The organism is Catenulispora pinisilvae (assembly GCF_015356865.1).
Lineage (GTDB): Bacteria > Actinomycetota > Actinomycetes > Streptomycetales > Catenulisporaceae > Catenulispora > Catenulispora pinisilvae.
On record NZ_JAAFZA010000254.1, the window covers coordinates 1 to 14,204 of the forward strand.

General features: G+C 70.4%; 9 protein-coding genes. 2 read left to right on the top strand and 7 right to left on the bottom strand.

Going from position 1 to position 14,204, the window contains the following annotated elements; all coding sequences use genetic code 11:
* Positions 1–67: 67 nt before the first annotated feature.
* The 4 genes from IZR01_RS41150 to IZR01_RS41165 all read right to left on the bottom strand — a co-directional run bounded on the left by IZR01_RS41150 (position 68) and on the right by IZR01_RS41165 (position 3,668).
* A complete protein-coding gene (locus IZR01_RS41150; protein ID WP_194926999.1) occupies positions 68–322 on the bottom strand; it encodes a hypothetical protein in 255 nt (84 codons plus the stop codon).
* 196 nt (positions 323–518) lie between these two features.
* Positions 519–1,355, bottom strand: a complete 837-nt coding sequence (locus IZR01_RS41155; RefSeq protein WP_194899800.1) for a carbohydrate ABC transporter permease — start codon at positions 1,353–1,355, stop codon at positions 519–521.
* Between the two features lies 1 nt (position 1,356).
* Positions 1,357–2,307, bottom strand: a complete 951-nt coding sequence (locus IZR01_RS41160; protein ID WP_194899802.1) for a carbohydrate ABC transporter permease — start codon at positions 2,305–2,307, stop codon at positions 1,357–1,359.
* Entirely contained in the window at positions 2,307–3,668 is a 1,362-nt protein-coding gene (locus IZR01_RS41165) for an extracellular solute-binding protein (RefSeq protein WP_194899804.1), read from the bottom strand. The genes IZR01_RS41160 and IZR01_RS41165 overlap by 1 nt, the downstream gene beginning before the upstream one ends.
* A 178-nt stretch (positions 3,669–3,846) precedes the next feature.
* Between IZR01_RS41165 and IZR01_RS41170 the strand changes: the two genes are divergently transcribed.
* Complete coding sequence (locus IZR01_RS41170; RefSeq protein ID WP_194899806.1) at positions 3,847–4,872, top strand: LacI family DNA-binding transcriptional regulator; 1,026 nt, start codon at positions 3,847–3,849, stop codon at positions 4,870–4,872.
* A gap of 146 nt (positions 4,873–5,018) precedes the next feature.
* On the opposite strand, the gene IZR01_RS41175 is transcribed toward IZR01_RS41170, so the two are convergent.
* Positions 5,019–10,454: a DUF5979 domain-containing protein gene (locus tag IZR01_RS41175; RefSeq protein ID WP_194927000.1), complete on the bottom strand. Its 5,436-nt coding sequence runs from the start codon at positions 10,452–10,454 to the stop codon at positions 5,019–5,021.
* A gap of 138 nt (positions 10,455–10,592) precedes the next feature.
* On the opposite strand from IZR01_RS41175, the gene IZR01_RS41180 reads away from it, so the two are divergent.
* On the top strand, positions 10,593–11,402 hold the full coding sequence (locus tag IZR01_RS41180) for an SAM-dependent methyltransferase (protein ID WP_194927001.1): 810 nt from the start codon (positions 10,593–10,595) through the stop codon (positions 11,400–11,402).
* A 116-nt stretch (positions 11,403–11,518) separates the two neighbouring features.
* Here the strand turns inward: IZR01_RS41180 and IZR01_RS41185 are convergent, their stop codons facing one another.
* Together IZR01_RS41185 and IZR01_RS41190 are read right to left on the bottom strand one after the other, a co-directional pair.
* A complete protein-coding gene (locus IZR01_RS41185) occupies positions 11,519–12,739 on the bottom strand; it encodes a PucR family transcriptional regulator (protein ID WP_194927002.1) in 1,221 nt (406 codons plus the stop codon).
* A gap of 74 nt (positions 12,740–12,813) precedes the next feature.
* On the bottom strand, positions 12,814–14,204 hold a 1,391-nt coding region (locus IZR01_RS41190; protein ID WP_194927003.1), incomplete at its 5' end, for an APC family permease.

The following is a 14,204-nucleotide window of genomic DNA, read 5'->3' on the forward strand; positions in this document are numbered from 1 at the left end:
GCCCACAGCACACCCGGCAAACCGGCCATCGCGCCCCGCAAACCGGCCACCACCCCCACCAAACCAACTACCGCTTCTGCTCGCCCCCGAACATCGCGTACCCAACCGCCACCAGCGTCACCAGCACCACCAACCCCGCGCCCACCACCCGCCAGTGCCGGGGCGCGGCCACAAGTACCAGCACCTGGCTCCCAGCCAGCGCCGCGCCGGCCGCCCAAGGCCACCACCCGAGTCCGGCCAGGCGGGTGCGGGAGCCGGCGGCGGCGGGGTCGGGCTCGCCGCCGGCCTGGTCGGGTCCGCCGGACCGGTCCGTACTGCTCACTCCACTGAAGGTCCCGGGCCGGTGGCCGGGCGGGGCGACAACTTGTTGAGGGCCGATCCTAGCCGCCGTGCGGTGTGGAGGGTGGGTCGGGACACGGGTTACCCGCCCCAGCTCGCCCCTTCGCCGCCCCAGCTCACCCCTTCGCCGCGCCAGCTCGCCCCGTCGACGCCTCAGCTCGCCCCTTCGCCGCGCCAGCTCACCCCTTCGCCGCGCCCGCGAACCGGAAAGCGCCTCCCATCGTGCGCGAGACGATCAGGTACAGGACCACGACAGGCATCGAGTACAGCACCGAGTAGGCCGCCAGCTGGCCGTAGGCGACTGCTCCGTACTGTCCGAAGAAGGTGAACACCGTGACCGAAGCCGGGAGCTTCTCAGGGCTCTGTAGCAGGATGAAGGGGACGAAGAAGTTGCCCCAGGCCTGGATGAAGGTGAAGATCAGCACCACCGACATGCCGGGGGCGATCAGTGGCACCACGATGTGGCGTAGGGCCTGCATCGGGCTCGCCCCGTCCACCCAGGAGGCCTCCTCCAGGCTGATCGGGACGCTGTCGATGAAGCCCTTGATCAGCCAGATCGCGAAGGGCAGCGAGGTGGTCGCCAGGAACAGTGCGGTGGCCGGCATCGAGTCGACCAGTTGCAGCCGGACGAACAGGCCGTAGACCGGGACCATGATCGCGGTGATCGGCAGGCCGGTCGCGAAGAGCACCGTGTACAGGAACGGTTTGCGGAACCGGGTCTGGTAGCGCGAGAGCGGGTAGGCCGCGAATGTCGCGATCAGCACGGTGATCAGTGCTGACCCGCCGCACAGCAGCAGGCCGTTCCACAGCGGCCGCCACAGCATGTCCGTGTTCATCACGGCCCGGAAGTTGTCCAGGCTCGGGTGGTCCGGGAACTTCACGTTGGTCTGGGCCGAGGCGTCGAAGCACGAGAGCACCAGCCAGACCAGCGGCGCCAGGAACGCCACCCCGATCAGGACCAGGATCCCCGCGCAGACCAGGCGGGCCGCGCGGCGGCTTGGTGTGTCCACCCCCATCTCATGCCTCCGGCTTCAGGACGCGCACGTACACGAACGAGAACACCGCGCCGATCGCCAGCAGCAGCAACGAGATCGCGGTGCCGTAGCCGACCTCGGAGAACTTGAACGCCTGCTGGTACATCAGCACCGGCAGGGTGGAGCTGGCGAAGCCGGGGCCGCCGGCGGTCATGACGTAGATCAGGGTGAAGACCGAGAGCGTCTGCAAGGTGATCAGCATCAGGTTGGTCACGATCGCGGATCTGATCAGCGGCAGGGTCACCGACCACAGCCGCCGCCAGCCGCTGGCGCCGTCCAGCTCGGCGGCCTCCTGGACGTCCAGCGGGACGTCGGCCAGGGCCGCGTTGTAGACCAGCATCGAGAAGGCGGTGCCGCGCCAGGTGTTGGCGATGATCACGGCCAGCATCGGACTGCTGTAGAGCCAGTCCTGCGAGCCGATCCCGAGGGCCTTCGTGACCTGGTTCAAAGTCCCGTCCTGGCCGAGGAACGCGTACCAGATGAACGCGCTCACCACCTCCGGCAGGACCCAGGCCGACACCACGATCGCGCCGACCGTGCCGCGCAGCCACCGGTTCCGGCCGCGCATCAGCAGCGCGATCGCCAGCCCCAGCAGGTTCTGCCCGATCACCGCCGAGCCCAGCACGAACACCACCGTGAGCCAGATCCCGTTGGTGACGTTGGGATCGGAGAACAGGCGCCGGAAGTTGTCCAGCCCGACCCATTGCGGGTTCGCCGCGCCGTCGCCGGTGAGCGCGGCGTTGGTGAACGAGCTGTAGATGCTCCACAGCACCGGGCCCAGGAAGAACAAGATGAGCATGATCAGGGCCGGCGCCAGCGGCAGTTGCCGGGTCGCCCGGGTCAGGCGGGCCGCGCGGCCGCGGCGGGGGGACGTGGGTCCCCCGATCGCCGCGGCCGCGAGGTCCTCGCCGGCGATGGCTGCGCGGAACCTCATCAGCTGGTGCCCGCCGCCACGTTGCTAGAGCCGACGATGCCCTTCAGCGACTCGGTATAGGACTTCATGGCATCCGCCGGCGACGACTGCCCGGTGATCACCGCCTCCATCGCCACCTGGATCGCGTCGGACACCTTCGGGTACTCGGCATAGGCCGGGCGGTAGTTGGTGACCGGGACCAGGCCGGTGAAGAAGGCCGTGGTGGGGTTGGAGTTCTGGTACGTGGGATCGGCGGCGACGTCGTTGCGCACCGCGATCTGGCCGTCGGCGACGTCGTAGGACGCCGAGTTGTCCTTGTTCAGGGCCAGCTCCACGAACTGCGCGGCCAGGTCCTTGTTCTTGGACTTCGCGGTCACCGACAGCGTCCAGCCGCCGGACATGCTCATGGTGCCCTTGCCGCCGCCGTCCTGGGTCGGCATCGCGGCCTCACCGAGCGTGCTGGACCAGGCCGGCCAGGGCTTGGCCCCGGTCGGGGTCCAGGTGCTGGTGACCCACGAGCCGTCCAGGTCGATGGCCAGCTTGCTCTGCGGGAGCAGCTGCCCGCCGACCACGTTGCCGACGTTGGGGTCCAGCTCCTGCTGCGGGGGCAGGGTCAGACCGCCGCTGTAGGCGTCCTTGAGGAACTGGAGCGAGTCGGAGAAGCCCTTGCTGGGGGCGATCCACTTCTTGCTGGCGCTGTTGTAGAGCGTGTCCTGGGTGCCGTACAGGAGCATTTCGAAGCCCTGCATGGTGCTGCCCTCGCCGTCGGGTTTACCGGCGTAGATGTTCATCGGGATCACGCCGGGATCGTTGGCCTTGACCGCTTTAGCAGCGGCCACGACATCGGCCCACGTCTTCGGCTGCCACGGCATCGCGATCCCGGCCTTGGTCAGCAAGTCCTTGTTGTAGTAGAGCGCGCGGGTGTCGGTGCCCATCGGGACGCCGTAGGTCTTGCCGTCCAGCCCGCGGGCCGCGGCCTTGGCGGTGTCCGGGAACTGGGACCAGTCGCTCCAGGTCGACAGGTAGGAGTCCAACGGCGTCAGGTAGCCGGCCTGGATGTCGGAGTTGATCAGGAAGGTGTCCTCGTACACCACGTCGGGCGCCGTGGAACTGGAGCCCATCATCAGGTCGATCTTGGTGTAGTAGTCGTTCTCGGACACGTTGATCGGGTCCAGCTGGATCTTGATACCCGGGTGCGCGGCCTCGAACTGCGCCTTCACCTTCTGCATGTGCGCGTCGACGTGGATCTCGTTGCCGAACTTCTGGTAGGCGACCTTGAGCGTTTTACCGCCGCTGCCGCTGGACGAGGAGGACGAGCACGCGGTCAAACCGACCGCGACAGCCGCGCCGGCACACGCCAGACGTAAACCCTTAGACAACATCCTGACTCCTTCGGGACAAGGCGTCCGCCGCGCGGGGCGCGGGAGGGCACGGATGGGAGGGAGCACCATGCTTTGAGAAAACGTTATTTTCGCGTTAATCTAGGCGCGCGGCCCCAGGCATCGTCAACCCCTGAGAACATCTCGATCAGGTCACGGCAGGCCGCGGAGCGGACTTTTCATGACGAAGGCTTCAGGGCGCCGTTCCCGACGCCCGACCATGGTGGACGTCGCCCGCGAGGCCGGCGTGGCGCTGAGCACGGTATCCCGCGTGGTCAACGCCGACCCGACGGTGGGAGCGGAGTTCGCCCGCCGGGTCCAGACCGCGATCGACACCCTCGGCTACCGCCCCGACGAACAAGCTCAACAACTCCGGCGCGGCACCAGCCGCACCATCGGCGTGGCGGTCCGCGAGATGTCGGCCCGCAATCCCCTGATGGCGGAATTCGAACGCGGCGCCTACGCCTCCGGCCTCACCGTGTTCGCGGCCTCCACCGCCGACGACGAAGAACGCGAACGCGCCGTAGTCCTGTCGATGGCCCGCCGCGGCTTCGACGGCGTCCTCGTCGAGCCGATCGGCCCCGACCACTCCTACCTGGCCCCGGAAATGGCCGCCGGCCTCGCCGTGGTGGCCATCGACCGCCCGATCGCCGGCCCCGCCACCGACGCCGTCCTCGCGGACAACGCGGCCGGCATCCGCATGGCCTACCGCCAACTCGCCGACCACGGCCACACCAGCATCGCCTACATCGGCGACCATGAGCGCATCTTCACCGCCCGGGAACGCGCGGACGCCTTCCGGGCCTGCCTACGCGCCGACGGCAGACCGGTGACGGGCATGGTCCACCCCGGCGAGACCGAGCAGGCACGCATCAGCGAGGCGCTGCGCGCGGTGCTGTCGACCGAATCGCCGGCCACCGCGCTGGTCTGCGGCAACGTCACGACCACGTTCGGAGTACTGACGCACCTGGCCGCCGAGGTGCCGCGGGACCGGCGGCCGGCGCTGGTCGGCTTCGACGACTTCCCACTGGCCGGTCTGCTGGACCCGCCGATGACGGTGATCGCCCAGGACAGCCCGGCGATGGCACACGCGGCGCTGGAGCTGATGACGGCGCGGCTGGCGGAGCCGGAGCGGGGGCCTGAGTGGGTGACGGTGCCGGTGCGGTTAGTTGCGCGGGGGTCTGGGGAGCGGGCGCCGGTGAGGTGAGGTGAGGTGAGGTGAGGTGAGGTGAGGTGAGGTGAGGTGAGGTGAGGTGAGGTGAGATGGTTGGTGGTTGGTAATCGGCCTCAAGCAAGAGGCCCGGCTCAGAACTCCCGAGCCGGGCCTCTCACTCACCACCTACCACTCACCACCTACCGCATCCCGGCTCCCCGCCGCCGACCCCGAACCAATCCGATCCCGACCGCCAGCGACCCGAGCGCCAGCCAGCCGCTCACCCAAACCCCGGCGCCCACACCCGTCCCCGGCAGCATCGGCCGCCCCTTGCCGCCGTGCGTCCCTGTCCCCGTAGCCGTCCCCGGCTCCGGCGGCACGGTGAACGTGTTCGTCGCCGTGATCGTGATCCCCGCCCCGGCGCCACTCACCACCGCCGCGTCAGCCGCACTCCCGTGGTCGATGTGCACCGACTCCGCGCCGTGCCGCTCCACCTCGCCAGCCCAGCAGCGCGCGCCCACCGGAATCGGCGCCGGCACCGCGAAGGGTTCGTCCGCCTTCACCCGGTACACCGCGTCCAGCGCATACGCGCCGACGCCGCCGTCCACCGTGCACAGCACGTGCAGCGGGTACGCGAAGCCGTCGGCCCTGGCCGCCGCCGCGCCCGCCCCCGCCAGCCGCTTCACCAGCGTCAGGTGCCCGGCGGAGAACACGTTCGTGAGCGTCGCCGACACCACGTTCGCCGCCCCCTGCGCGATCGTCAGCGGTCCGACCGGCGCGGCCGGGGCGTCGGCGCCGCCGGCGTCCGTCTCCGTGACCGTGCAGACGGCGCCGACCGGCAGGTCGGGGACCGTGACCAGGAAGTCCGGCGAGCCCATCTCGACGTCCCGCGCCACCACGCCCTTGCGCCCGTTGAAGTCGCAGAGCACGTGGAATCCGAACCGCCGCGAAGCCGGGGCCGCGCCCGGCCCCTCCAGCTTCTTCACGATCAGCAGCCCGCCCTGCTCGAACGAGTTCGCCACCACGACCTGCGCCGGGGTGTCCGCGGTCGGCTCGTCGCGCTTCGACCCGGTGTGCGACGTGAACACGGTCGCCCGCTCGGTGCTGGTCACGAACTCCTCGTGGCTCGTGGCACCGCCCGCGTCCGTCTCCTCCACATCGCAATCGCTCCCGATCGGCAGTCCGGTCAAGGCCTGACTCCCGTTGCCGGTGAACGTCAGATCCTTCGGGAAACCCGGCAGCCGATTGCCGCGGAACGAGCAGTCGACGGTGACCGTGAACGGCCCCTGCCCCACCTCATCGGCGGCCGGCCCGGTGATCCGCTTCCACACCACCAGGTCGCGACGCGGGAACTGGTTCGTGATCTCGAACCGCTGCACCTGGTCCGCACCGCCGGCCACGGCGACCGTGACCACCAGCGGATCGCCGGGGCCGTGGTCGGTCACCGCACCGGCCGCGTCTGACTCCCAGATCCGGCACACCGCGCCGGCTGGAACGCCGGTCAGGAACAAAGGCTGAGCCTCCGTAAGGCTTTCGCGTCCGGTCCGTACCTCTTGCGTCACCCCGCCGGCGGTCGTCAGGCTGCACGAGTAGTCGACGGTGAACGGCCCGAACGGCACGTCCGGCGGATCGTTCACCACCTTCGCGACCTTCACGTTCCCGAACACCAACCCGATCCCGGCCTTCGGCGGCTCGGTCACCGGCAGCGCGCCGGTGGAGACGGTCTCGGTGTGCGCGAAGGAGTTCCACGCCGGCGCCGGGAATGCCGGAGTACTCAAGTCGGCAGGCGCCTCGAACGTCATGCGGAACCTCACCGTCGCCCCGGGTGCCAGCCCCGGCGCGTACGCCACCCCGGCCTCGAACCCGGTCGGGTGCCCGGGCAGTGCCGGGTTCCAAGACGTCGCGTGACAAGGCCGCTGCGGCGTGGCGATCCGCTGCCCGCAGGGGTTCGCCGTCGCCGAGTAGGTGATCGTGGCGTTGCCGGGCCCGTCATAGGTCACCGGCCCGACCAACTGCGGAACGGAGTCCCAGGTGGTCCCGCGATCCTGGTCCCCCAACAGCACACCGGTGTCGCCGGGAGCCGGGAACACGTCCAGCACCGACGTCGAGCTGGCCGGCTCGGTCCCCTGGTTGGTGATCGAGATCAGATACTCGAAGTTCTGGCCCGGCATCGTCAGCGCGATACACGGATACCGCGTGTAAGTAGTGCCCTGATACACCAGCGACGGGCACCGCGCGTCGCCCACCGGATACGTCGCCCCGGTGAAGCTGTCCTGGAACCCCAGCGCCGGATCCCCGGCCACCCACTTGGCGGCGTCGAACGAAGCCCCGGGCCGCGCGACCACATCGGCCTGCGACTGGCAGAACGTGCCGGGACCGACTGCCGGGTTGTTGTTCAGCACCGTCAGCCGGGGCGAGGACGGGTCGCACGTGATCCCCTCCTGCGTGTCCGACCCGGCCGCGTACTTGTTGGTGATCCGCGTCCCGGCCGCGATCCCGCCGGCCAGCTTCACCTGGAACCCGATCGTGATCGTCCCGGTCGGATAGAACGTGAAGCCGGGGAACTTCCACGTCAGCCCCACGATCTTGCCGCTGGCGTCGCGCGCCGGCTGGAACGTGACCTGCGACGGCATCGGGCTCAGCGTCCCGGTCGGGCCGGTGTAGCCGATGGTGAACGGATAGCCGTCGGTCCCGGCGAAGGTGTCGTCGAAGACCAGGCCGCCCGGGATCGCGTCCACGATCGACAGGTCCTGGATCGGCGCGGTGCCGGTGTTCGTGGTGACCAACTGGAACGACGCCGGGTTGCCCGGGCTGACCGTCTGGTCCGGCGGCTCCTTGTCCACCTTCAGCCGGTGCGTACCGGTGACCACGTTCACCGTCGCGCTGCCCGGCGGGATCGGGAACGTCTGCCCGGGATTCTGCAATCGGCTCTCCCCCGCGCCGGTCACCGTGTCCGAGACGGTGTCCGGGATCGGCGTCCCCGGGTCCGACCGCAGGCCGTCGCGCGGCTGCACGGTGAAGCAGAAGCTTGACATCGCGCAGCGACCGCCGCTCGGCGCGGAGGTCTGCGGAACGATGTCATAGCCGCCGGACGTCGAGGTGAAGGTGACGCGCAGCCCTTGCACGTCGGCGGCGCTCACTCCAGACGGCAACGAAGGCGTCGTGCTGGTCGTCGGCGAGCCGAGCACCCACGTCGGGTTCACCCCGCACACCGCGCACGCGTCCACCTGGACCTGATTCGCCCCCGGCGGGAACGTGACCCCGGTGATCCCGGTCAACGTCATCGCGTCGAAGAACGCCGGGTCGGCATCGGTGAGCACCAGCTGCTTCAGGCTCACGTTCCCGGTGTTCACCACGGTCAGCCGGGCGTTCACGGTCTGCGGCGCCAGCCCGGGCACCGGCCGCGAAACGGTCGCCGGGCTCAGGGACTTGGTCAGCGAGGCCCCGGCGCGCGCCGGACCGGTCGCGACGTCGGTGCAGCGGTTGTCGGTGACCTTGTTGTCGACCGAGGTGCTGAAGCAGTTGTGCACGTTCTGCCCCGGCTCCACGCCGTCCCGCAACGCCACCAGGATGTGCCCGGTGATCCGGCCGCCGGGCGGCACGCCGTCGGCGGCCACGAACCGCACGCCCCGCGCGATCGCCAACAGCCCGGTGTCGCCGCGCACGTAGGGCACCCAGGCCTTGGTGGTCGGGTCGAAGAGCTCGATGGTCACCGGCAGCGTGGTGGGCGAGGCGACCACCTGGACGTCGCTGATCTGTACCAGGTCGAACGGGTTCCCGGTGGCGGTCGGGTCGGCGGGGTCGGTGAGCACGACGTTCGGCTGGAGGACGTTGCCGGTGTTGTTGTAGTCCACGGTGAACCACACCGGCTGGCCCGGCGGGATCTCGGCCTGCGAGGAGGTCTTGGAGCCGCTGCCGGACGAATTCGGTTCCTGCACGGGCAAGGTGGCGCAGGTAAGTCCGGCGGCGGTGCCGGAGCCGTTGGCCGGGTTGGTGGCCGAGGCGTCGGCGCAGTCGCGGACCCCGGCGCTGGTCTCCTTGCCGTTGAGGGTCCCGTGCACGGCCAGCGCGCCGGTGGCGCCCTGCGCGATGCTGCCCTTGTAGGTGACCGAGATCCGCTTCGGCGGGTTGCCGTCGGGACAGCCGGTGGGGACGGTGGCGGTGGCGGTGAAGGTGCGCACCGGCAGCACCGTGCCGTCGCCGCAGGTCACCGAGAGCTCGGCCGAGGTGGCGCCGGCCGGGAAGGTCAGCCGGACGGTCTTGGCGTCCACGGCGTCGAACTGCGCGGCCGTGCTGTCCGAGGGCTCGGTGATGGTCAGCGACTGGACCGGGAACGGCGAGGTGTTCTTGGCGGTGACGTTCGCGGTGACTCCGGAGTGCTGCCCGACGACCGCGATGCCGTTCTGTGAGAAGTCGCCGTTGGCGTCGGGGTAGAAGCGCTTGGCGACGTCGACCGTGGCGATGTTCGGCAGGATGTCGTGGGTGGCGCAGGCCTGCTCGCCGAGGATGGTGAAGCCGCTGGCGGTGTCCTTCACCGAGGGCGTCGCGCAGTCGCGGATGGTCTGCCGGGCCGGCGGGTTGAGCGGGGCGCCGGTGGAGCGGACCGTGTTCCGCAGCTTCACCTCGATCGGCACACTGGCCCCGGTGGCGTCGTAGGGCAGCGGGGTGCCGGCGGCGTTGGCGAACTCGAACTTGATGCCGGTGACCTGGCCGGGGCTGACCCCGGCGGGCAGGGACAGATCCGGTCCGGGCACGGCCGGGGCGGCGATGTACTCGGCGTCCGAGCACGGCGAGCCGATCGGCTTGGTGCACACCAGCACGGTGACCCGGTCCGCGCCGGCCGGCATGCGCCGCACCGGGCCGATGCCGGTGAGGTCGAAGTCGTCGAACATCGCCGCGCTGTTGTCCTCGATCACCAGCGGGCTGATCCGCGTGGAGCTGCTGGACAGGTTCGCGGCGCCCAGGGTGACGGTCGAGGTGCCGCCGAGGGTGGCGACGTTGGCCGCGGGGCTCCAGCTCTTGGTGGCGCTGGTGTCGGCGTGCTTGGGGATGGTCACCGTGACGCTCGCCGAGTCCAGCACTGTGTCGGCGTTGGCGGCCGCGGCGGTGGCGGTGTTGTTGACCGTCTGGCCGTTCTTCAACGAGCCGGAGTCCGGCACCTTCATGACGATGTCGACGTCCTGGGTGCCACCGGCCGGGATGCCGGTCGAGCCGGCCGGGTTCGGCGGGGAGGGCAGCGGCGTCTTGAAGGTGACGGTGAGCTTGCGGGTCGCCGGGTCGTAGTTCACTTCCCGGGTCGGCGTGGAGGCCGGCAGGGTGTCGACGTCGAACTCCGCCGGGAGCGTGTCCGAGAGCACCACGTCCTGGCAGGAGTCGCGCAGCGAGGAGCAGGACAGCGTCAGGTGGTAGGTGAACGTCGAGCCGGGGACCAGCGGGTCCGGCGCGTCGCGGACCGTCTTGTCGATGGTCATCACCGGCTGGCCGGCGGCGTACTGGAGCTCGGCCGGGGTCGGTCGGGGCGTCGACGCGGCCCATCCGGGTCCGGCGGACAACCCGGCCACAGCCGTCGCTGCCAGGACCGCGACCCAGCGTCGGGCCCGCGGCCGGCCCGACAGGTGAATACGTGTTCTGCGCATGGGGTCCGTTCCTCGGCCGATCTTCGGGTGCGGATCCACAATGGGAGCGGCGCGCTGACGGCTTCCGGGAGGCGCGCCGCTCCGGCGCCCCATTCGGACCAGCGCTTCCGGCGCAGGCGGCGGCTAGCATCAGGGGGCATGGCTGAGGACCCGACGCAGACCCCGAACGTGGCGCGAATGTACGACTACTTCCTCGGCGGCACGCACCACACGCCCGTCGACCGCGCCGCCGCCGACGCGGTGATCGCCGCCAATCCGGACCAGCGGCGGCTGGTGCGGGCGAACCGCGACTACCTCGGCCGGGTGGTCCGGGAACTGGCCACCGGGTACGGCATCCGGCAGTTCGTGGACATCGGCTCCGGGCTGCCGACCGCCGATCCGGTGCACGAGGTCGCGGCCCGGGTCGCCCCGGACGTCCGGGTGGTCTACGTCGACGACGACCCGGCCGTGGTCGCCGAGTCCCGGGCGCTGCTGGCCGACGGCGGCGATCCGCGGGTCACCGCGATCGCCGGGAACCTGCTGGATCCGGAATCGGTGCTGGGCGACCCCGACTTGGCCGCGGTGTTGGACCCCGAACAGCCGATCGCGGTGTTGATGCTCGCGGTGCTGCACTTCTTCTCCGACCGGGACGATCCGTTCGGCGCGGTCGCCGCGTATCGCGACCTGCTGGCGCCGGGCAGTTGTCTGGCGCTGAGCTATCTGGGCACCGGCGACGATCCGGAGTGGGAGGACAAGGTCGATGCGACAGAGGACGTATATCAGAGGACTTCGCAGCAATACTTTCCGCGTACTCGGATCCAGGTGCTGCGGTTCTTTGAAGGCTTCGAGCTGCTGGAACCGGGCCTGAGCACCGTGGCCGAGTGGCGGCCCGACTCGGCGCCGGATTCGGATTTGGCGCGGATCGCGACGTATGGGTTCGCCGGTGTCGGGCGGAAGCCGGCGCCCTGATCCGGAACCGACGACCTGATCCGGAGCCGCCGATCTGATCAGGCTTCTTTTATATGACGTCTGGTATCGCGGCTATTGCGCCAGCCACTACGAGGTCAGATGTCAGAGGTCAGCGGTCAGCGTTCGGCGGCCGGATCGTCGCCGTCAGCCAGCAAGGCCACGCGGCCCCGCTCCACTTCGAACGCCAGGCTCAGCTCGGCGACGTGCCGGGGGTCGGACAGCGTCCGGCCGGTGCGCTCCTCCAGCCGCCGCAGCCGGTAGCGCACGGTGTTGGGGTGCACGTACAACCGGCGCGCGGCCTCGTCGGCGGAACCGCTGTGGTCGAGCCAGGCCCCGAAGGTGTCCAGCAGGATCGCGCGGTCCTCGGCGGGCATGCTCTCCAGCCCGGACAGGATCGCGTGGGATAACCGGGCCATCACGTCCGGTGCGCTGGCGGCGGCCACCGACAGCGAGTCGCGGCCGAAGACCACGACCTTGCCGGGGCTGGCCGCGCCGCGCAGCGCGATGCGGGCCAGGCGCAGGGCCTGCGAGGTGCCGGTGAGGTCGTCGAACAGCGGGCTGACCCCGACCCGGCCCACGCTGCCGGTGGCCAGCGCGTCGATCAGCACGTCCAGCTGGTCGGCCGGGCGCGGCAGGCTGGCCAGGCCGATCTCGACGTCGTGCAGCAGCCGCCAGGCCGAGGTGATGCTCTGGCGCTGGAGGCCTTCCTCGATCCCGCGGGTCAGGCCGTGCTCGCCGGCCCCGGCCACCCGCGCGGCGATCACCACGTACGGGCCCTGATGCGGCAGCCGCAGCGCGTCGGCGGCCTCCCACACCTGCGGTTCGGACAGATGCCCTTCCAACAGCGCCTGGATCAGGGCCGAGCGGCGCTGTTCCTCGCTGCGGATCCGGGCGGCGAGTTCGGTGCGGTAGCTGTCGGACATCACATCGGTGAACCCTGACAACCGCCGCCACAGCTCCGAGGCGGCGCGGACCGCCACCCGCGGCGCGACCTCGTCGCGTTCGGCGGCCTCGGCCAGGTGCCGCCAGATGAAGGACAGAGCGATCTGGTAGGCCTCGAACACCGCCGACATCGGCACACCCTCGGCGGCCCGCATACGACCGGCGACGTCGGCCGGGATGCTGTCTTCGAGCGTCGGGTCGAGCAGCCCGTCGAAGAGCACCCGATAGTGGGCCGCGACCGAGGCCTGGAGGACCTCCAGCGGCACCCGTTCGGCGTAGACGGGCACGAGGGTGTTGATGCGGTCGGCGACGGACGCCGCGAACTCCCCGGTGCGCTCCAGCATCCGGGCGGCCAGGGCGGCGGCACCGGCGTCCACCTGATCGTCTTCCCCCATAGCTACGCATCGTAGCGAGCCGACTATCTCCCGGAATGGGTTTTCCCAGTTCCTGGAGTTCCCACGGGGAGTTGTCAGCCCGGCTCCCGGCCGGGGTCGGCGTCGATGAGCCACCGGGTCGCGGCGCGCGGACGGAGGTAGAGCAACCAGTACAAGCCCGCCGCGGCAGTGGCGCCGAGCGTCCAGTACAGGTCCGAGGGCTGGCTGCGCCACAGCTCGAACAACACGCCGACCAGGCTGGCCACGACCAGTACCGGCACCAGCGGCCACCACGGCATCCGCCACGCGCTCTGCGCCTTGTACGGCCCCCGCCGCCCGGCCAGCGCCGCCACCGCGACGATCAGGTACAGCCCGGTCACCGCCACGCCGGTGACGCCGTTGAGCGTGTCGACCGGCGCGAAGCACAGCGCGGCACCCGGCGCGCCGACCGCGAGCGTGGCCGCCCACGGCGCGCCGAAGCGTGCCGAGACCGTGCCGAGCGCCCGGTTCACCGGCTCCGGCCACGCCTTGTCGCGGGCCGAGGCGAACAGGATGCGGGAGTTCTGGATCACCATGACGATCGCCGCGTTCACGATGGCCGCGGCGACGCAGAGGGCGACGAAGGCGCCGACCGGCCCGTTGCTCCAGGTCTTGACCAGACCGATCAGGTCGAAATCCGCACCGGTCAGGGCACTGGCACCGCCCGCGCCGAGGGTGATAGCCACAGTCGGGACGATGACCACGACGGCGCCGAGGGCGAGCGTCCACAGGACGGCGCGGGAGACGTCGCGGCGTGGCTTCTGGATCTCCTCCGAGAGGTAGACAGCTGTCGCGAAACCCTGAAGGGCGAACAAGGCGACGGCTAGACCGACCATCAGGGTGCCGAAAGGGAGCGCGGTGGTGTGCGGTCCGTCCGCGACAACCGGGTGAATCAGGACGCTGGCGCTCTGATGGCTGTGGGCGAAGCCGAGCACGGCCACCAGCCCGGCCGCAACCACTTCCAGGACCAGGAAGACGCCGGTGATCCACGCGTTGGCACGCAGGTCGAAGACGCCCATGACGGTCGAGACGGCCATCACGAACGCCCCGGTATAGGCGCCGCTGACCGGGAGCGCGGGGATGGCCGCGTGCAGATACTCCCCGGTGCCGATGGCGATGATCGGCGGGATGATGAACGCCGCGACGCCGGCCAGGAAGAACGTCAGCCAGCCGGCCACCCGGCCCAGGAGCGAGCCGACCATGGCGTACTCGCCGCCGGCCGAGGGGATCAAGGTGCCCAGTTCGGAGTAGCAGAAGGCGACGCCGACGCACAGGACGCCGGCTATCGCCAGGGTGAGGGCGGTGCCGGTGCCCTGGGTGGCGAACAGGCCGGGGACGATGACGAACAGCGAGCTGGCCGGGGTCAGGCAGGAGAGGGTGAGGAGGACGGCGCCGACGAGGCCCAGGGAGCGGGCCAGTTCGGGCTTGGCGGGGGTTGGGGCAGGGG